This window comes from Microvirga sp. 2TAF3 (genome assembly GCF_052114965.1).
Lineage (GTDB): Bacteria > Pseudomonadota > Alphaproteobacteria > Rhizobiales > Beijerinckiaceae > Microvirga.
In genome coordinates, this window is the sequence record NZ_JBFRFT010000008.1 from 1 (window position 1) to 19,734 (window position 19,734).

Genomic DNA, 19,734 nt, shown 5'->3' on the forward strand with positions numbered 1-19,734 from the left:
AGAGCGGCTCAAGGCGAGAGCTGCCCGCAGCCTCGAAGCCTTGGAAGCAGAACTCAAACCAGCCCTCGACGCCATCACTGCAAAAGATGCCCGAGGCTGGATCAGGCACGCCGGCTATGTCCTACACTGAAACCAAAAGCGCTTTAGTTTATGTCCTTGTCGCCTTCCTTTCACCGCGAATTGCTCGGCGCCCGAAGAGCGTTCGCTATCGCTCAACTTGAACTCCGCAGCCTGCGCATCGCCCTCGCGCATAAGCTCTTCAACCCCAATCAGCCGCGCGTTCCGGCTGGAAGTCCTAATGGTGGGCAGTGGGTGGGAGAAGGCGATAGCGGTGGCGAAGCCCGTGTCGAAACCGTCAATTTACGCTCGCGCCGACAGGGCGGCGGCACCCGCGTCATTCAAGGGCGAGTCTATGAGACCACGCCGGGTCAGGAATTACGCCTTGCGGAATCGGAAGCTCGTGCGGGCGCGCTTGTCCGAGCAGTGCAAAGTCGAGATCCTCGTTGGCGACCAAGTCCAAGCATCTATGAAGGCGTTGAAGGAGAGATCCTGGCGAATGAGTCGAATGCCTTGCAAGCCGCCGTTCGCCTCCGGGAATTGCAAGTACGAGAGCCTATCTGCCGTCCTGCGGGCGATGCTATCGTCCCAAACGGACAATGGATTGGGGCGCGCGAGGGACGCGCCACAATTGGCACTCGGACAGTACCAACCTCAGAATTCAAAGAATTGCTGGAAGCTGTCCTTCCGGGCGCCCAAGTCGTGCAATCTCCCGTAGGTTATCAAGGTCGCTGGTATCGACAACCAGATGGGTCTGTTTTCGGAATTCGGTGGAGTGAGCAACATGGCGTAACTTTTGATATTATCCGGAGTAATAACCCACTGGTCCGCAATGGCGATAAAGTGCATCAAAAATGACCGACGAACCCCGTGACAAGCGCTCCGGCGAAACCGTGAGCGAATACATCAAACAGGTCGCTAACGAACTATCTGTCGACGCGGTCGGCATGTGGCAAATCGTGCCGGGAGGGCGTTACGATTTCGGCTTCGAAGGCGAAGCCCTGACTGAGTACGTGCGTCGCTGCGTCGCCGAGTTGCTCTCACGCGGCGCTGTGCCGGTGGTCGGCGGTGGACTCGACGGCGAGCACGAGTGGATCGTGCAGCGGCAATACGGCTTCACGCCCGAAAAAATCATCGACAACGTCGTGCGCGAGTGGCTGGCGAACGGCGCCAAAGACGAGGACCCCGGTGGGCTTTGGTTCGCGCTGAAAGAATACGCTTGGACGCCTCCAGGGTAGAATACGTGAAATCATAAACTCCACATCGGGGCGCTGACTGACTTTGTCAGTGATGGCGAATGCGGAACGCAGAAAGGACCGAGGATGAACACGCCCTCCAAACCCACCCTCACCGGCGGCTGCCAATGCGGCGCGGTGCGCTATGCGCTTGCCTCGGAGCCGACAGGCGCCAGCATCTGCCATTGCCGCATGTGCCAGAAGGCTTTTGGCAATTACTTCGCGCCGCTCACGGGTGTGCCTTTGAAAGATCTCGTGTGGACGAAGAGCGAGCCCGGCATTTTCAAAAGCTCGGAGGCCGTCGAGCGCGGGTTCTGTCGGGATTGCGGGACGCCGCTGTCGTTTCGCTACGTGGAGAGCAACCGCATCAGCGTCTCGATCGGAAGTCTCGACGATCCGGGCCGTGTGCAGCCGGAAACCCAATACGGCATGGAAAGCCGCCTCGCCGCGTTCGAGACGCTGCACACCCTCCCCGAGACGGAAGACAGCGCGACGCCGGAAGAGTTGGCGAAAATGGCTTCTCGCCAGCACCCGGATCACGATTGATGGCGGCGGAGGGTGTCATTCCCGTCCGGAGCGTAGCGGAGGGGAAGGGAATCCATGACCACCCTCGGCGTTTCTCCTGGATCCCCTTCCCGGCCTGACGGCCGCCGGGGATGACAAGGGGGCCGGCTTCAGAATGACGGCGGCGGGTCTCTTCAAACGCCCTCCCGCCGGTCCTTGCGTGCCTCTATCACCTCATCGATATGCTGCGCCATCGTCGGATTGGCGTCGATCAATTGATGCAAATCCTCCGCATCGAGCACGAGCAGCTTGCAGGTTGTGACGGCTTTCACCGTCACGCCCCGGCGACGGCGCTTCAACACGCCGATCTCGCCGAAGAAATCCCCCGGCCCCAGCCGTACGGCCTCACCGGGCAACAGCACCTCCACCTCGCCGGAGGCGATCAGATACATGGAATGCGCCAGCTCGCCCTTGTGGACGATGATCTCTCCCGGTGTGCAGCTCTGGGACCGCAAGCGGTGCATGACGGATGCGATTTCCTCCGCGCTGAGATCCTCGAAGAGCGGCACCCGCACCACCATGCTCCAGGTGATGATGAAGTCGTGTCGGTGGATCTCCCGCGAGAAAGCGCTGGCGATGATGCCTACCGGCAGGGCGAGCATGACCAGACCCGCGACGGCGGTGATGCCGGCAATCGCGCGCCCCAGCGGCGTGATGGGCACCACATCGCCATAGCCCACCGTCGTCAGGGTGAGAATCGCCCAGTACATGGCCTCGGGAATGGTGCCGAACTTGTCGGGCTGCGCCTCCCGCTCGACAAGGTTCATGGCGGAAGCCGCGATGAGCACCGTGCCCAGCAGAATGACGCCGCAGGCGATCAGGGCGCGCCGCTCGGAATAGATGGCCTCGATCAGGCTCGTCAGGCCGGGCGAATAGCGGGCGAGCTTGAAGAAGCGGAAGAGCCTGAGCAGCAGAAAGACGCGCAGGCTCTCGATATCCCAATAGGCCAGATAGAACGGCAGGATCGCGAGCAGGTCGATGACCGATTGCGGATGCAGAGCCCATTTGAGCCGCGCATGCCAGGGCTTCAAATGCCGCCAGGGCGCATGCTCCGGCGCGCACCAGAAGCGGGCCGCATATTCCGCCGTGAAGATGACGCCGCTGAGAACTTCGATGGCGATGAAAAGCCACCACCAGGTGCTTTCCAAGGACGGCACGCTTTGCAGCACCACCGCCGTCACATTGACGATGATGAGGGTGACGAGAAAAATATGAACGGCGTGAACGACCGGGCCGCTCACGCTGCTCCGTTCCAGAACCTCGTAAACTCGGCGCCGTGTCGGGTGTGAACGTTCCCGTGACACGGCGCCTGTCCTTATGCTGCGGTGGAGAGCGCCGCCTCGACCGCCGCGAGAGCGGCCTCCGCCTGCGCTCCGTCGGGGCCACCGGCCTGGGCCATGTCGCGCCGTCCGCCGCCGCCCTTACCGCCGAGCTTTTCGGCGCCGGCGCGAACGAGGCTGACCGCATCGACCTTGGCCGTCAGATCCTCCGTGACGCCGACGACGATGCCCGCCTTGCCGTCCTCCGCGACGCCGACGATGGCGACGACGCCGGAGCCGAGACGCTTCTTGCCCTCGTCCGCGAGGCTCTTGAGATCCTTCATCTCGACGCCCGAAACCGCGCGGGCCATGAGCTTGATGCCGCCCACGTCGCGGACCGGCTCGCCCTCGCTAGAGCCGCCGCCCATGGCGAGCTTGCGGCGCGCCTCCGTCAGTTCGCGCTCGAGCTTGCGCTTGTCTTCGAGAAGCGCGGAGAGACGGTCCGCCGCCTCGTCGACCGGAGTCTTGAGCAGGCCCGCGATCTCGCGCAAGCGACGGCTCTCGCCTGCCAGATGGCGGCGCGCCGCGTCGCCCGTCATGGCTTCGAGACGGCGCACGCCCGCGGCCACCGCGCCCTCGGAGACAACGGTGATGACGCCGATATCGCCGGTGCGGTTCACATGGGTGCCGCCGCATAGCTCGACCGAGAAGGTCTTGTTGCCGTCGGCCTTGCCCATGGAGACCACGCGCACCTCATCGCCGTATTTCTCGCCGAAGAGCGCACGCGCGCCGGACTCGATCGCCTCTTCCACACCCATAAGCTTGGTCACGACCGGCTCGTTCTGCAAAAGCACCCGGTTGGCGATCTCCTCCACTTGGACCAGCTCTTCCTCGCCCATGGGCTTGGGATGGCTGAAGTCGAAGCGCAGGCGGTCGGGCGCGACGAGCGAGCCTTTCTGCGCCACGTGATCGCCCAGCACCTGCCGCAGCGCCTCGTGCAGGAGGTGGGTGGCGGAATGGTTGGACCGCACGGCGGAGCGGCGCTCGTGATCGACGATCAGCTCGAGCGACTGATTGAGCTTGAGCGTGCCGTGCTCGACGAGCACGTGATGGACAAACAGGTCGCCAAGCTTCTTCTCGGTGCCGGTGACGCGCACCCGCGCGCCCTCGCCCTGCATGATGCCGGTATCGCCGACCTGACCGCCGGATTCGCCGTAGAACGGCGTCTGGTTGAGCACCACGAGGCCGGTCTCGCCGGGCTTGAGCTCACTCACTTCCTTGCCGTCCTTGAGCAGCGCGAGAACCAGCCCCTCGGCGGTCTCGGTATCGTAGCCGAGGAAGTCGGTCGCGCCGATGCGCTCCTTGACGCCGAACCACACGGTCTCGGTCGCCGCCTCGCCCGAGCCGGACCAAGCCGCGCGAGCCTTCTCGCGCTGGCGCTCCATGGCCGTCTTGAAGGCATCCGTATCGACACCGATGCCGCGCGGCTTCAGGGCGTCCTGCGTCAGGTCGAGCGGGAAGCCGTAGGTGTCGTAGAGCGTGAAGGCCGTCTCGCCGGAAAGGTTCTGTCCCTTCGTCAGGTCACGGGTTTCCTCGTCGAGGATCGAGAGGCCGCGCTCCAGGGTCTTGCGGAAGCGGGACTCCTCGAGCTTCAGCGTCTCGGTGATCAGCGCCTCGGCCCGCACCAGTTCCGGATATGCCTGCCCCATCTCGCGCACGAGCGTGGGCACGAGGCGATACATCAGCGGGTCGTGGGAGCCGAGCAGCTGAGCATGGCGCATAGCGCGGCGCATGATGCGGCGAAGCACGTAGCCGCGGCCCTCGTTCGACGGCAGCACGCCGTCGGCCACCAGGAAGGACGAGGCGCGCAGGTGATCGGCGATGACCCGGTGCGAGGCCTTGCGCTCGCCTTCCGGCGCCACGCCGGTCGCATGCGCCACCGCCTCGATCAGGGCGCGGAACAGGTCCGTGTCGTAGTTCGAGTGCACACCCTGCAGGATCGCTGCCATGCGCTCCAGGCCCATGCCCGTATCGATGGAGGGCTTGGGCAGCGCGATGCGCTTGCCGGGCTCGATCTGCTCGTATTGCATGAAGACGAGGTTCCAGAATTCCAGGAACCGGTCGCCATCCTCGTCCGGGCTGCCGGGCGGGCCGCCCCAGAGCGCGTCGCCCTGGTCGATGAAGATTTCCGAGCACGGGCCGCAGGGGCCGGTATCGCCCATCTGCCAGAAATTGTCCGAGGTCGGGATGCGGATGATCTTGGAATCCGAGAACCCGGCGATCTTCTTCCACAGATCCGCCGCCTCGTCGTCGTCGTGATAGACGGTGACGAGAAGCCGGTCCTTGGTGACGTTGAACTCCTTGGTGATCAGATTCCAGGCAAGCTCGATGGCATGCTCCTTGAAGTAATCGCCGAAGGAGAAATTCCCCAACATCTCGAAGAAGGTGTGATGCCGGGCGGTGTAGCCGACATTGTCGAGGTCGTTATGCTTGCCGCCCGCGCGCACGCTCTTCTGAGCGGAGGCCGCGCGGGTATAGGGCCGCTTCTCGGCGCCGGTGAAGACATTCTTGAACTGCACCATGCCGGCATTCGTGAACATCAGGGTCGGGTCGTTGCGCGGCACGAGGGGGCTCGAAGGCACGACCTCATGGCCGTTCTTGGCGAAGTAATCGAGGAAGGCCGACCGGATTTCGTTGACGCCGCTCATGAAACTCTAAGCTCGGATAGGGGCCGAAGGCCCGAAAAGGGTTGTGGAGGCAGGTTTTAGACGCAGCCTGAGGCGCTGTCGAGGCGGCGTTTCACTCTTCATAGCGGGTTCGCGAAGAAGCGGCGCCATGACGGACGACCTGAGACTGATTTAGGGGTTGCCGCGGCTGCAGGGAATAGGCTGCACCTTCACCTCCCCGAGGGAGGTGAAGCGGGAACCATGAAAAAGGAAAGACCGCCGCGATCTCTCGCGACGGCCTGCTATTTGCCCTTGAAGGAGAGCAAAACCTTAATCGGCGGTGCCTTCGTCGAGGTCTTCCGCGGTCGGGGTTGCCTGCTCCAGGATGCGGTCGGCGAGCAGGCCGGCATTCTGGCGGATGAGGGCTTCGATCTTGTTGGCGACCTCGGGGTTGTCGCGCAGGAACTGCTTCGAGTTCTCGCGGCCCTGGCCGAGGCGCTGGCTGTCGTAAGAGAACCAGGCGCCCGACTTCTCGACGATGCCGGCCTTGACGCCGAGATCGATGAGCTCGCCCACCTTCGAGACGCCCTCGCCGAACATGATGTCGAACTCGACCTGCTTGAAGGGCGGCGCGACCTTGTTCTTGACGACCTTGACGCGCACCGAGTTGCCGATCGGATCGTCCCGGTCCTTCAGGGTCGAGACGCGGCGGATGTCGAGGCGCACGGAGGCGTAGAACTTCAGCGCGTTGCCGCCCGTCGTCGTCTCAGGGCTTCCGTACATCACGCCGATCTTCATGCGGATCTGATTGATGAAGATCACCATCGTATTCGAGCGCGAGATCGAACCGGTGAGCTTGCGCAGGGCCTGGCTCATGAGGCGGGCCTGGAGACCCGGCTGAACGTCGCCCATCTCACCGTCGAGCTCGGCCTTCGGGGTGAGCGCCGCCACCGAGTCGACGACCAGCACGTCGATCGCGCCGGAGCGTACCAGCGTGTCGGCGATCTCAAGCGCCTGCTCGCCCGTGTCGGGCTGGGAGATCAGGAGATCGTCCAGATTGACGCCGAGCTTGCGGGCATAAACCGGATCCAGAGCATGCTCCGCATCCACGAAGGCGCAGACGCCACCCTTCTTCTGGGCTTCGGCGATGGTGTGGAGGGCCAGCGTCGTCTTGCCCGACGATTCCGGTCCGTAGATCTCGATGACGCGGCCGCGCGGCAGGCCGCCGACGCCAAGCGCGATATCGAGGCCGAGCGATCCCGTCGAGATGGTTTCGATTTCAACTGGCTGCTGGCCCTTGCCGAGCCGCATGATCGAGCCCTTGCCGAAGGCGCGTTCGATCTGAGAGAGCGCTGCGTCGAGAGCTTTCGACTTGTCTTTATCCATTGATGAGCTTTCCACCAGTCTCAAAGAAGACTGCGACATGACCAAGCATCCTTATGGCACGGAGGGCTATTGAATCTCAACGCGGTGTTGAGGCGATATATGTACCCTTTTTGTTCTCGGACGCAAGTTCCTTTTTTGTTCGCCTTGTGGATAGTGGCAGAGGGACAAAGGAGACCAAATTCCCCTCCCTTGAGATCCGAAAACCGCCTTGAGACCTGAAAAATTGGAAACTCAAGACGACACCGCCCCATTTCGATCCTACGCCGTCAATATTCGGAAAAGCCCGTCGACGTCTATCAATGCTAAGCTTGTGTATTTGAGCGCAGCGATTTTCAAAGAAGCACAAAAATTGAAATTAAATAGATAATTCCAACGATCAAATGCTGAATTTATGCATCGCTCGACCAATAAAGTTTCCTATTGATGTCACTATTTGCTCACACCACCCTCATCGGGGCAACCCGGAAGATCATTATCTCTTGCTCCGTGGAAAGTAGATACTGAGCAGACTGCATTCCGTTTTCCTGCGCCCTTTTCAATCGTTTGGAGACAGGACATCGACTCCAGGAGAAAACGCCATGGCGACAATCATCGGAAACAATCAGCGGAACGTACTTTTCGGCACGGTCGGTAACGATTTCATTTCCGGACTTGGAGGCAATGACTCGCTGTTCGGACTCGCTGGGAATGACCGGATCTTCGGCGGCTCAGGGAACGACCGCCTGGATGGCGGTCTCGGCAACGATCGGCTCTTCGGCGATGCGGGCAACGACACGCTGTTTGGAGGAGCGGGAAACGATTCTCTGGACGGAGGAATCGGCAACGACAGGCTCGATGGCGGCACGGGAAACGATCGGCTCTTCGGAGGTTCCGGTAACGATCGCCTCGATGGAGGAGCGGGGAATGATCGCCTGGACGGCGGGACCGGCGACGATGTGCTGAACGGCGGCTTGGGCGACGACGCTTTGTTTGGCGGCGCCGGCAACGATGCCCTGAACGGAGGCGACGGCAACGATTTCCTGGACGGCGGAATCGGCAACGATGTGTTGAACGGCGGCAACGGCGACGATTCACTCTTCGGCGGCGCGGGCGACGACGCGCTGTTTGGCGGTGCCGGCAACGACTCTCTCGATGGAGGAGACGGCAACGATGCGCTGAACGGCGGCACAGGCGCGGATTCGCTCAGCGGCGGTGCCGGCAACGACATCATCGCACCGGGCGCGGACACCAATGCGGACACCGTGAACGGCGGCGCCGGAACCGACACCGTGGACTATTCCGATGCGACAGCGGGAATCACCGTCAACCTTCAGACAAATACCTCGAGCGGCGCGGCGACCGGCGATACTTTTATATCGGTCGAGAGCGTCATCGGCTCGAACTTCGCCGATACGTTGACCGCAAAGGATGGCGGGACCGCGGATGGGGGCGGCGGCAACGACACGCTTACCGGCGCTGGGGCAGGAACCACGACGATCCTCAAGGGAGGCGCCGGAAACGATACGCTTTCGGGCATTTCATTCGGTCAGGAGTTGCTGCAACTCGAACTCAACAATGGGCCGGATACGATCAATTCCGTCTTCCGGACGACGGACGGCGATCGGCTGCTGATCGACAACGACGTGTTCAATATCGGCCTGGGCGTCTCGGCCAACGAAGTCAGGAATCTGGCGACCGGCCCGGCCACAGCCAATATTGCCACCGCCCAGTTCATTTTCGTGCAGGACACGCGGCAGCTCTTCTTCGATGCCGACGGCACCGGAACCACCTCTGCCCCGGTGCTGCTTGCAACAGTGAATTTCGCCGAAGGAGGAAACCAGCTCCTTGCCGGCGACTTCCTCGTCATCTGAAATATCGCATAGGGCAAGGTCGACTTTGCCCTATGCGACAGGCTCTGGGCCGCGCCGGACGATGCGCTCCTGAAGGAGCGCATCGGATGACCCAATGCGCTAGCGACCCATCGCCTGCTTCACCGTTTCGACCAGCTGGCGCAGGCTGAAGGGCTTGGGCAGGAAGTTGAACTCCTCGCCTTCTGGCAGGTTCTTCCGGAAGGCATCCTCGGCATAGCCCGACACGAAGATCACCTGCAGATCGGGATAGAGCTTGCGCAGTTCCCCCAGCAGGGTCGGCCCGTCCATCTCCGGCATCACCACGTCGGAGACGACGAGGTCGACGGGCGCTCCCCGCTCCTCGATGACCTGCAGCGCCTCGACGCCGGAGGCGGCCTCCAGCACCGTATAGCCGCGGGCCGTGAGCGCGCGGGCATTCACGGCGCGGACCGGATCCTCGTCCTCCACCAGGAGGATCGTTCCCTGGCCGGTCATGTCGGCGGCCGGCTTCCTGGCCTCCTCGGCCTTGGCTTCCTCCGGCACTTCCTGGGCCTCGGGGATATAGCGCGGCAGATAGATGCGGAAGGTCGTGCCTTGGCCGACTTGCGAATCCACGTCGATGAAACCACCGGATTGCTTGATGATGCCGAAGACGGTCGACAGGCCGAGGCCGGTGCCCTTGCCCACTTCCTTGGTGGTAAAGAAGGGCTCGAAGATCTTGTCGAGAACCTCCGCGCTCATGCCGGTACCGGTATCGGAAACCGAGATTGCCACGTATTCGGCAGGCGGCATGCCGCTCACGTTGAGGCGCTCCGCCTCGGGCGCCAGCACGTTCGCGGTCCGGATCGCGAGCTTGCCGCCGTCGGGCATGGCGTCACGGGCGTTGACCGCGAGATTTACGATCACCTGCTCGAACTGGTTCACGTCGGCCTTCACGAACCACAGATCGCGGCCATGGCTGAGGTCCAGCTCCACCCGCTCCCCGAGAAGGCGTTTCAGAAGCATGGACAGATCGTAGAGCCGGTCGTTGAGGTTGAGCACTTCCGGCCGCAGGGTCTGCCTGCGCGAGAAGGCAAGCAGCTGGCGCACCAGGCTCGCCGCCCGGTTCGCGTTCTGCTTGATCTGCATGATGTCCTGGAAGGACGGATCCGTCGGCCGGTGATTGGCGAGCAGGAGGTCACTGTAGCCGATGATGGCCTGGAGCACGTTGTTGAAATCGTGCGCCACGCCGCCCGCCAGCTGTCCGACCGCGTTCATCTTCTGCGATTGGGCAAGCTGCTCCTCCACTTTCCGGAAATCCGTGGTGTCGAGGGCGTAGAGAATGGCGCTTTCGCCCTCCGAGCCGGTCTCGCCGACAGGCGTCACCCAGACACGGACCGAGCCGCCTTTCTCGCCAGCCGTATGAAGCTCCAGGGGCTGGATGTCGCTGCGGTTCTGGGCTGCCACCTTGAGGGCGGCCTCGACCTGCGCGCCCTCGCCTTCCCGGAACGCCTCGAAGATGGAGGGCCCCTCCCCGCCTTCACCTGTGCGCGGCAGGGTGCCGAACAGCTTGGTGAAGGGGGCATTCGCCTGGATGACGCGGCCGGCCCGGTTTACCGTCGCGATGGCGATCGGCGTGTTGTTGAAGAAGCGGGCAAAGCGTACCTCGGCGGCGCGCTGCCCCTCGTCCACATCGAGGCCGGGCGAGCGATTGAGCACCAGGGTGCGGGAGGGGCCCATGGTGCCGTCCTGCCCGAAGGCGATGCGATGATAGAGCCGCACCGGCAGGAACTGGCCGTTGCGGCGGCGCAAATCTAGATCGAAAGTCTCGGTGCGGACGCTGCCCGGTTCTCCGGAGAACGAGGCCATCATCGCCACCACGTTGCGCGGCACGATATCGGCAAGGCTCAGGCCGCCCGATCCGACCTGGGCGAGATCATAATCGAGCCAGGAGGCCAAAGTGGCGTTGAGATAGATGATCGACCCATGGGGATCGATGGAGAGGAAGCCTGCCGGCGCGTGATCGAGATAGTCGATGGCGTGCTGCAGTTCCTGGAAGACGTTTTCCTGCCGCTCGCGCTCATGGGTCACGTCGGCGATGGTCCACAGGGCGGCCTGATGACCGCCCGGACGCGGCAGGGGCCGCACGCGGACGCGATACCAGCCGAATTCCTGCGATCCGTCGAGGGACGGCGACAGGCGGATTTCCTCCGTCCCGGCCCGATACTCGCGGGAGGCCTGGGCCAGACGATAGATTGCCTCCGACACCTCCGGCGCACCGGTGAACAGGCGCTCGACGGCCCGCACGTCGCCGCCACTCGATCCGGCAAGGAGCAGATAGGCCTCGTTGGCATAGATGACCCGACCATCGTCCTCGATCACGATCAGGCCCTCGCCCGAGGTGTCGGCCATGATCTTCGTGATGTCATTGCGGGCGGCGTGGCCGGAGAACTGGATGAAGCCGATCGCGACGGCGAAGAGAAAAAACACCCCCGCCATGGCAAAAAACGCCAGGAGACCCAGGATCAAGGGCTGAGCCTGATCGCTGTCGAGAAAGCGCAGGCTCAGGATCGCGCCGACCAGAATGCTGGCAAGCAGCAGGACCAGCCCGATATGGCCGGGACGATCGGACCGGTCGATCGTTGCGCTCTTTGGCGTATCGCCCTCGTGAGCCATGGAATTTCAGTATCCCCAAGGAATGGCGGTGAGGCCCCGCATCATCAGGCAGCAGGCGCGCACCGGTCACACGTTCTTTCGGATCATGCTAAACGGAATTTATTGACTGACCTCTAAGGCCGCGGCGAGGAGGCGCACAAGAGGCGGAGGGCTCCACAGGCGCCATGGCCTCGAACTTTGGCACGATCCGGACACATTTACCTGTAGAAAGGAAAGCCTTTGCAATGGTTTCGGCCCTTTTTGAGACCATTTCGAATGCAGCATCTCTTGTCGCGAAGCAAGGGCCGTTAACCATCTATTAACCCTGTCGCTCGCTTTAGAGCCCGATGTGGTACAAGCAGCGTCAAGAACAGGGCCTGAAAAGGTCTCTCCAACGCTTGAGAGTTCATCGTGTCATCTCTTTTTGGTATCGAAGCGTCACGGGCGGCCCAATACGTCATCGCATTCGCGATCATCCTCGTATTGGTTGCGCTCTTCGGCTTGGTTCTCCGCAAATTGACAGGCGGCCGCCTCATGATGCCCGGCCACGACCGGGGCCGTAGCCGGCAGCCGCGTCTCGGCGTCATCGACATCTACGATCTCGACCGGCAACGCCAGCTCGTCCTGCTGCGCCGGGACAATGTCGAACATCTCCTGCTCATCGGCGGCCTCAACGATGTGGTGATCGAAACCAACATCGTCCGCGTCGCGGGCGCGCGCCTCCCCGCGGCGCCCGCGGAGGCGGGCCCGGAGCGTTTCGAGCCGGCCTTCGACCAAGCCCCGCGTCCGCAGGTCGAGCCTTCGGGGCGCCCCTCCATCGAGACGCAGCTTGCCGCCCAGCTCGGCAGCTTCATCAAGCGCCCTTCCGAGGATTCCGACGTGGATCAGGAGCTTTCGGCGGTCGCCTCGGTGAGTGCGCCGGCCCCGGCGCGGCCCGAGCCGATGCTGAAGCCCGATCTCGTGACCGTGACGGCAGCGCCGTCGGTCGAACCTCTGCGGCCCGAGCAACAACCGGCAAGCTTCCTGCGCGCTCCGGCCACGCCTGAGTCCGCTCCGCCGGTCCGTCCGGAGCCGCGTCCGACCTATGCGCCGCCGCCTTTCCAGTCGCGGCCGACGCCGACAGCTCCTCCCCCGCCCCCGGCGACGGCTCCCCCGGCTCCCGAAATCGTGCGCGCCTCCCAGCCGGCCCCCGCCGAGGCAAAGACCCCGGACGCCGCCATCCTCTCCGATATGGCCAAGCAGCTCGAGGAAGCCTTGAAGCGCCCGGCGCAGCCGGTTGCGCCTCCGCCGCCGACTCCGGTCGCCGCCTCCGAGAATATTGAGGTCGACGAGGACGAGCTCCTCGTTCCCCCGCCCCCCGCCGCGGAACAGGATATCGCTCCCAGCCCGCCCCCTGAGGTCGTGGAGGAGGTCCAGGAGGAAGAACCCGCCGAGCTGCCCATGCGCCCTGCCCCGGAGCCCGCTCGTCCGGCAACGGCCACGCCGCAGCCCGTGCCTCCTCCGCCGCCGCCTGCTCCGCCACATCCGGCGCAGAAAGCCGGCGACCCCTTCTCCGTCGAGGAGATCGAGGCGGAATTCGCCCGGCTTCTCGGGCGGCCCCGCGATCCGGGCAACAAGGGCTGACGCCCCGGCAAAGCCAGCCTCAAACGAAAAGGGCTCCGCAAGCGGAGCCCTTTTTCTTTTCAGGAGTAAAGACGTCAGTCGTCCCGATAGACCCGCTCGTTGCGCTCGTGGCGCTCCTGCGCTTCCAGCGACAGGGTTGCGATGGGGCGTGCTTCCAGGCGCTTGAGGGAAATCGGATCGCCCGTTTCCTCGCAATACCCGTAGCTTCCGTCATCGATCCGCGCGAGCGCGGCATCGATCTTGGAAATGAGTTTGCGCTGACGGTCGCGGGCGCGAAGCTCGATGGCGCGGTCGGTCTCCGAAGAGGCCCGATCGGCGAGGTCGGGATGGTTCTCGTTCTCGCTCTGCAGGGTTGCCAGGGTTTCCTGAGCCTCCCTTAAGATATCGCCTTTCCACCGGATGAGCTTGCGCCTGAAATATTCCCTTTGCCGTTCATTCATGAAGGGCTCGTCTTCAGTCGGTCGATAACCCTCATCGATTAGAATGTTCGTCATGTTGGGCCGTTCTATCCCCGATGAACTGTGGCGCCCCTATATAGGCAAGCGGAGCCCGCGACAACGCGCAAGCGTGTTACCGTTTTGTCTAAGACGCCGCAGGCCGCTTCGCCCCCCTCTCCCGCAAAGGAGAGAAAACAGTCCGGGACGGCACGATTTGCCGCAGCCGATAGGAATTAGCGCAGGCGTTCGAGCGCCTTGACGATATCCGCCTCGACGGCCATGGCGAGCGGTTGCCGGTAATGGCTCAGGTCGAAAAAGTAATCTGGATTGTGATTCTCGGGCCGGTCGATTCGCCAATCGACGATCGCGCTTTTGGCGTGGTCCTTCACGGCTGCCTTCACCGCCGTCTTACAGGCCTGATCGAGATAGCCCTCCTCCGTCCCCGCGGGCGGGAGATAATTCTTGTAGCGCGGCGGATGGACGACGATGAGCGCGGTCTCCGCCGGCAGGGAGGCGGCAAGCTGCCTGAACCTGTCCGCGACCGGGAATTTGCGCTGCCCCTCCTTAGGATCGCGCTCGAATTTCGGCTCGGTCGCATAATATGGCTTTTCGAGCCGTGCCCGGATTTCCGGCCTGGTGTCATAGCCGAGGTTGAGATAGTTGGGCTCGTAATCCCAGTAGCCGTCCTCGCGGGCGCGTTCGGCCTTCTTGCCGAAGACGTAGCCCAGCCGCCGGGGCAATTCCTCCAGAATGTCGTAGCGCATCAAGCCCTTGGCATATTCCAGGGGATTGCCGGCATAGAGCCAGAACGGGAACGGCTTGGCATTCGGCATGGCCGGATCGGAAGTGCACCAGGTCTCGTCGGCGTCGACGACGAGCGCCTTCACCGGCCCCCGGCGATGCTTCAGGAACCAGTCGATAAGCGTGAAATGCTCCTTCGGCCCCGTGGCCGGGACGGCGAGCTGCAGGAAATCGATTCCGGTCCTGCTCTTCAGGCGCTCGGGAGAGAGAAGCTGGATCTGTGAATTGCCGAAGATCGCTCCGTTGAACGAGGGATCGCGGCCACGGCTGGCATTGGCGGTCCGCGGTCCCTGCGGCCTGACGCCTTCACGGACGAACAGGGGTGAGCGGCCGGTATCGTATGGATCGATGGCGTAGGCGGCCGCGATGATCGCGACGACCGCGACCACCGTCGTGACGACGAGCATGACGGCGAAGCGCCACCAGGAGGTTTCGGAAGAGGCCTTGGATGTGGCTTCAGAACTGGAAATAGATGAATTCATAATTTACATCGTCGCCGATCTTGAACAACACGATCACGAAGAGAATGGCAAAGGCGACCGCGATCGAGCGCCACGGCGGCAGCTTGTGGACCATCGTCCAGGCGGTCGGCCCGATGAGGGCGATGGCCGCTCCCAGGGCGATTGCACGCCATTTCATGGTGTAGCCCTCGGCCCCGAGCCCGAGCATGCCCTCATAGATGCGCCAGGCCGCGCTGAAATCCTGCGACCGGAAGATGATGATGGTCAGCACGAAGAAGCTGAAGGTGCAGAACCAGCCGAGCGGGTTCGGCATCGAGTAACCCGCCTTCCTCCAGAGCGTATTGGCGGCAAGGCCGACGCCGTGCGAGGCACCCCAGGCCAGATAGGTCCAGCCTGCGCCATGCCAGAGGCCACCGAGCGTCATGGTGGCGGTCAGGGCCGCGATCTGGATCGCCAGGCCTTTGCGGCTGCCGCCCATGGCGATGTAGAGATAATCGCGCAGGAAACGCGACAGGGTCATGTGCCAGCGCCGCCAGAAATCCTGCAGCGACACCGCCTTGTAGGGCACATCGAAGTTCTGCGGCAGCACAATGCCGAACAGGAGCGCCAGCCCCAGGGCCATGTCGGTATAGCCGGAGAAGTCGAAATAGACCTGGAAGGTGAAGCCGAGCGCCGCCTGCCAGGCCTCGCCCATGCCGATGGCGTGGCCGGCTGCCGCCGACTGGAAGATCGGGTTGGCGTATTCGGCGAGCTGGTCGCCGAAAAAGACCTTCTTGGCCAAGCCGATGACCAGCAGCATCAGACCGCGCGCAAACCGCTCCGCCGCGTCGGAGCGCTGATAGGGCCGCTCCTCGAACTGGTGCATGATCTCGCTCCAGCGCACCAGCGGACCGGCGAGAACCTGCGGGAAAAAGGCGATGTAGAGGCCGTAGCGGACGAGATCGAAGCGCGGCGCTTTGCCGGCCTTCAGATCCGTCAGGTACATGATGTGGTGAAAGGTGAAGAACGAGATGCCGAGCGGCAGCGCGATATCGTATTTCGGCGCGGAGAGGCCGGGGATCAGGTTAGCCAGATCGGCGAAGAAGTTGAAATACTTGAAGATTGCCAGGACGACGAGATTGGCCGCGATGGCGAGCGGGATCAAAATATCCCGCCCCGAATGGATGAAGGAGCGGGCCGCGAGCCAGTTGACCAGGATCGAGAGCACCAGCAGCGGCGCGAAGCGCCAGTCCCAGTAGCCGTAGAAGCCCAGCGACAGGATCAGCAACAGCGGCAGTCGCCATTCTGGCTTGAACCGCTCCACGAGCCAGTGGATCAGAAGCGCGGCCGGCAGGAAGGCAAAGAGGAAAACAAAGGAATTGAAGAGCATCGCGGCATGAACGGGGTCAGACGGCGCGCCACGCTCCCTTCCGCGCCTGAAGGCGCGCCCTTGTGCGGGAATGCGCCGCCTTCGTCAACTTTTGACGGAAGAAAGCCATGACGCGGATTTGTGCCCTGAGAGCCAAAAACCGGATAACGAAACGTTTTCAAGTGCCTGAAAGGGAGAGCGGATGTTATGATGCGGCGCCCTGGCATCCGCTCATGAGGTCAAGCCGACGATTGAATCGTGACGGGAATGCCAGCCCGGAGCGAGTTGGAGACCATGCAGCTCATCTTGGCTTTGTCGATGATTCTCTGAGGATCGGACCCGTCCAGCGTCTCGCATGAGACCGACATCGTCGCGGCCGTCGTCAACAACGGATCGCCCTCCAGCTCGACCGAGACGCTGACGGCAATCTTTCCCAATCCGACCCCCATCTTATCGGCGACATATCGCAGGTCGTTGCAGAAACAGCCTCCGATCGCCAATGCAAGGAGCTGGGCGCCATTGAAGCCGAGTCCTCGGCCTCCTGCCTTCCCTTCCGGCCGGTCGACGACGATCGTATGCCCGCCGGCCCATCCCATTGCAGCCTGGGTACCCTCTACATTGCGCAACTCGACAGTCACGGACACCATGGGCGGACCTCCTTGTCGCCGGGAGATTGGACAGAATGTGAAGTCTAGGCGCGGATGTTGCGCTCCGCAAAATCGGAGCCGGTCGCCTTCCGGCGGATTGCGTCGAAAAACGCCACGGCGAAGCCTTTACCGGCAGTCAGAGCATGATCGGGACAGGGAAAACCGGTTGTCCATTAAGGTCATGCCCCTAGAGCATCGTGCGCAAAAGTGGCCCCGGTTTTGCGGCCGCACGAGCTCTCACCCAAGGAGAAAGCATCGGATGATCCTAAAAGTGGAGTCCACTTTTAGGTCCGAGGCTTTAGAGAGCGGCCGCCTCGGTCCGGCTGATCAATTCTCCTGCCACATCGCCGATCTTGGGAGGCTCCTCCCGCACGAAGGGCAGCGGACGGCAGACGGAGAGCGCGGCAAGGCCGAATCGGGCGGTCATCAGCCCGTTCAGCACTCCCTCCCCCAGCTTGGCCGAGATCCGGGCGGCAAGGCCGAGGCCCAGAATCTGCTGCATCAGGCTGTCGCCCACCGCCATGCCGCCGGTGACGGCGAGATGATTGAAGGCGGCCTTGGCGAGGCGCAGGAAGCCGAACAGGCCGGGCCTGCCGCCATAGATGCGCGCCAGCGTCCGCAGGAGACGCACCGCCGCGAAGATCACGAAGGCCACGTCGACGATGGCGCGGGGGCTTACCGCCGTGACCAGGGATACCTGCTTGGCCGCGCTCGCGATGGCGCGCTTGGCCTGGGCATCGAGGGGGCTGAGAAGCTCGCGCTCGGCGATGGCGAGGCGATCATCCGCGTCGATGATCTCCTCCATGAGATTCATCAGGCGGGCGCTGCCCTGAACGGCGCTCGCCCGAGAGCCGTAAAGGTTCAGAAGCTCGGACACGACGGCCTTGGCGGCCTTGTGGTCCTTGACCGCAAGGGCATCGATGGCCGCCTCCCGCAGTCGCTCGATCTTCTGCTCCCGCCAGATGCCCCTGACCTCGCGGCCGATGAGGGCGAAAAAGGCGAGCGCCGCCAGAGCCGCAAGGCCGAGAGCGACCCAGCCGAGCCAGGGCGCGATGGTGTAGAGGTCGACGATCAGTTTCTCGACGACGAGCCCGAGGCCGAGCACGATGAGCCCGGACAGGGCCGAGAGCAGGATGCCGAGCCAGGGCGCGCGGCGCTTCTCTCCCATGGGCACGACAACGCCGTCGGCGGCCTCGATGGCATCGAAAGCCTCGTCCGTCACCACGACGGAGCCGTTTGTCACGTTGGGATCGTCGAGGCGATAGGCGCGAGGTTGGCGGCTCATGCGAAACGATCTCCCAGGAGGAATTCGAGGGCGCGGTCGAGGCGGATATGGGGCATCTTCGCCATCCGCCCGGCGGCGTCGACCGGCAGCTTGGGCGGCCGGAAGCGGGGGAAGCGCAGGGAGCCGGGGGGCACCGCCCCCTGGAAAACGGCCTCCGCCGTCTCCGGCAACTCACCCGGGAAGATTGCGGCCTCCGCCTCGCCGTCGAAGAGTTCGTCCCCGACCCTCTCGCCTGCTTCCGGCACGCCTGCGACGGCGCGCAGGGTCTCGCGGCCTTCGCGGACGGTCGTCTCGCGGGTGGCGCGCACGGAGGCCAGGGCCACGGTGCCGACCCTTGCGCCCGCCGCTTCCGTGCGCCGGGCGGCGCGGTTGACGAGCAGGCGCAGGATCGCGTCAAGCCGGTCGTGATCCGTATGATGGATATGGTCGGCCTTCGTTGCGGCGAAAAGCACTCGGTCCGCACGGGGCGAGAACAGGCGCGAGAGCAACGTGTTGCGGCCGGTGCGGAACGCCATCAGCACCTGATCGAGCGCCTCTTCCAGCTCGGCCAGGGCTGCGGGCCCCGCATCGATGGCGGCGAGCACGTCCACGAGCACGATCTGCCGGTCGATGCGCTGGAAATGCTCGCGGAAGAACGGCTTCACCACATGGGATTTATAGGCTTCGAAGCGCCTCTCCATGAGCGCGGCGAAGCTGCCCGGCGCGATAGGCTGGCCCGGTGCCAGGTCGAGCGGCGCGAAGGTGAGCGCAGGCGAACCGGCAAGGTCTCCGGGCATGAGGAAGCGGCCGGGCGGCGTCGTCGCGACGGATTCCTCGCTTGCCCGCAATGCCAGAAGATAGGCCTTGAACGCCTCGCTCGCCCTGGCGGCGAGCATCTCGTCGGCGGGACCCGAGGGGTCGAACGTCTTCAGGCTTTCATGCCAGACGCTTGCCACAACGGCCCTGTCCCGCCTGCGGCTCGCCTCGATGGTCTGGCGCGACCATTCCGCATAACCGGCATCGAGAAGCGCGAGATCGAGCAGCCACTCGCCGGGATAATCGACGATGTCGAGGGCAAGCGAGGCAGGCCCCGTCCGCCATCCGGACTTGCGTTCATATTCAACATCGACGCGCAACTCGCTGATCCGGTTGGTGGATTGCGGCCAGCGCCGGTCCCCTGTCAGGGCCGCCATGTGCTCCTCGTAAGGAAAGCGCGGCACCGTATCGTCGGGCTGATGGGCCAGATGCGCCCGCCTGATCCGCCCCTCGGCGGAGGCGCGGAACGCCGGAAGATTGGTCCCGCGCGTGAGATGATGCACGAGTGCCGTGGTGAAGACCGTCTTGCCGGAACGGGCAAGGCCGGTGACGCCGAGGCGGAGCGAAGGCTGGACGAGCTGGCCCGAGGCCTCCCAGAGCGATTGCGCGGCCGATCCGGCGCGGGAGGCGATGTTGGTGATCACAGACACGAAGCTGAACCCGGTTCTCTCAAGCCAAGCTGGAAGGTGGGGCGCGAAGCCGCGACG

At 63.6% G+C, this 19,734-nt stretch carries 15 protein-coding genes; 5 read left to right on the plus strand and 10 right to left on the minus strand.

Annotated elements, in window-relative coordinates; translation table 11 throughout:
• Positions 1 to 150: 150 nt before the first annotated feature.
• The 3 genes from AB4Y97_RS09980 to AB4Y97_RS09990 all read left to right on the plus strand — a co-directional run bounded on the left by AB4Y97_RS09980 (position 151) and on the right by AB4Y97_RS09990 (position 1,838).
• Positions 151 to 915, plus strand: coding sequence for a hypothetical protein (locus tag AB4Y97_RS09980; protein ID WP_441998892.1), 765 nt, complete (start codon positions 151 to 153; stop codon positions 913 to 915).
• The gene (locus AB4Y97_RS09985; protein ID WP_441998893.1) at positions 912 to 1,295 is read left to right on the plus strand and encodes a hypothetical protein; all 384 of its coding nucleotides are present in this window, start codon (positions 912 to 914) and stop codon (positions 1,293 to 1,295) included. Before AB4Y97_RS09980 ends, AB4Y97_RS09985 begins: the two co-directional genes overlap by 4 nt.
• Before the next feature lie 84 nt (positions 1,296 to 1,379).
• Positions 1,380 to 1,838 (plus strand): GFA family protein, encoded by a 459-nt coding sequence (locus AB4Y97_RS09990; RefSeq protein ID WP_441998894.1) that lies wholly within the window; start codon positions 1,380 to 1,382, stop codon positions 1,836 to 1,838.
• 152 nt (positions 1,839 to 1,990) lie between these two features.
• On the opposite strand, the gene AB4Y97_RS09995 is transcribed toward AB4Y97_RS09990, so the two are convergent.
• The 3 genes from AB4Y97_RS09995 to recA form a co-directional block, all read right to left on the minus strand.
• On the minus strand, positions 1,991 to 3,097 hold the full coding sequence (locus AB4Y97_RS09995) for a cyclic nucleotide-gated ion channel (RefSeq protein ID WP_441998895.1): 1,107 nt from the start codon (positions 3,095 to 3,097) through the stop codon (positions 1,991 to 1,993).
• A gap of 74 nt (positions 3,098 to 3,171) precedes the next feature.
• Positions 3,172 to 5,823 (minus strand): alanine--tRNA ligase, encoded by a 2,652-nt coding sequence (gene alaS, locus AB4Y97_RS10000; protein WP_441998896.1) that lies wholly within the window; start codon positions 5,821 to 5,823, stop codon positions 3,172 to 3,174.
• 288 nt (positions 5,824 to 6,111) lie between these two features.
• Positions 6,112 to 7,206: a recombinase RecA gene (recA, locus tag AB4Y97_RS10005; RefSeq protein WP_441998897.1), complete on the minus strand. Its 1,095-nt coding sequence runs from the start codon at positions 7,204 to 7,206 to the stop codon at positions 6,112 to 6,114.
• Positions 7,207 to 7,745: 539 nt separating this feature from the next.
• Here recA and AB4Y97_RS10010 point away from each other — a divergent pair.
• Positions 7,746 to 9,017 carry a calcium-binding protein gene (locus tag AB4Y97_RS10010; RefSeq protein ID WP_441998898.1) on the plus strand — a complete coding sequence of 424 codons (1,272 nt, stop codon included), beginning with the start codon at positions 7,746 to 7,748 and terminating at the stop codon, positions 9,015 to 9,017.
• A gap of 99 nt (positions 9,018 to 9,116) precedes the next feature.
• Here the strand turns inward: AB4Y97_RS10010 and cckA are convergent, their stop codons facing one another.
• On the minus strand, positions 9,117 to 11,651 hold the full coding sequence (gene cckA / locus AB4Y97_RS10015) for a cell cycle histidine kinase CckA (protein ID WP_441998899.1): 2,535 nt from the start codon (positions 11,649 to 11,651) through the stop codon (positions 9,117 to 9,119).
• Between the two features lie 390 nt (positions 11,652 to 12,041).
• Between cckA and AB4Y97_RS10020 the strand changes: the two genes are divergently transcribed.
• On the plus strand, positions 12,042 to 13,253 hold the full coding sequence (locus tag AB4Y97_RS10020) for a hypothetical protein (protein WP_441998900.1): 1,212 nt from the start codon (positions 12,042 to 12,044) through the stop codon (positions 13,251 to 13,253).
• A gap of 74 nt (positions 13,254 to 13,327) precedes the next feature.
• Here AB4Y97_RS10020 and dksA read toward each other — a convergent pair whose 3' ends face one another.
• From dksA to AB4Y97_RS10050, 6 genes are all read right to left on the minus strand, one after another.
• Positions 13,328 to 13,747: an RNA polymerase-binding protein DksA gene (gene dksA / locus AB4Y97_RS10025; RefSeq protein WP_441998901.1), complete on the minus strand. Its 420-nt coding sequence runs from the start codon at positions 13,745 to 13,747 to the stop codon at positions 13,328 to 13,330.
• A 176-nt stretch (positions 13,748 to 13,923) separates the two neighbouring features.
• Positions 13,924 to 14,973, minus strand: a complete 1,050-nt coding sequence (locus AB4Y97_RS10030) for a hypothetical protein (RefSeq protein ID WP_441998902.1) — start codon at positions 14,971 to 14,973, stop codon at positions 13,924 to 13,926.
• A complete protein-coding gene (locus tag AB4Y97_RS10035; RefSeq protein ID WP_441998903.1) occupies positions 14,948 to 16,321 on the minus strand; it encodes an MBOAT family O-acyltransferase in 1,374 nt (457 codons plus the stop codon). The genes AB4Y97_RS10030 and AB4Y97_RS10035 overlap by 26 nt, the downstream gene beginning before the upstream one ends.
• A 218-nt stretch (positions 16,322 to 16,539) precedes the next feature.
• Entirely contained in the window at positions 16,540 to 16,947 is a 408-nt protein-coding gene (locus tag AB4Y97_RS10040; protein WP_441998904.1) for an OsmC family protein, read from the minus strand.
• Between the two features lie 298 nt (positions 16,948 to 17,245).
• Complete coding sequence (locus AB4Y97_RS10045) at positions 17,246 to 18,232, minus strand: YcjF family protein (RefSeq protein WP_441998905.1); 987 nt, start codon at positions 18,230 to 18,232, stop codon at positions 17,246 to 17,248.
• Positions 18,229 to 19,677: a YcjX family protein gene (locus AB4Y97_RS10050; RefSeq protein WP_441998906.1), complete on the minus strand. Its 1,449-nt coding sequence runs from the start codon at positions 19,675 to 19,677 to the stop codon at positions 18,229 to 18,231. Before AB4Y97_RS10050 ends, AB4Y97_RS10045 begins: the two co-directional genes overlap by 4 nt.
• Positions 19,678 to 19,734 lie beyond the last annotated feature (57 nt).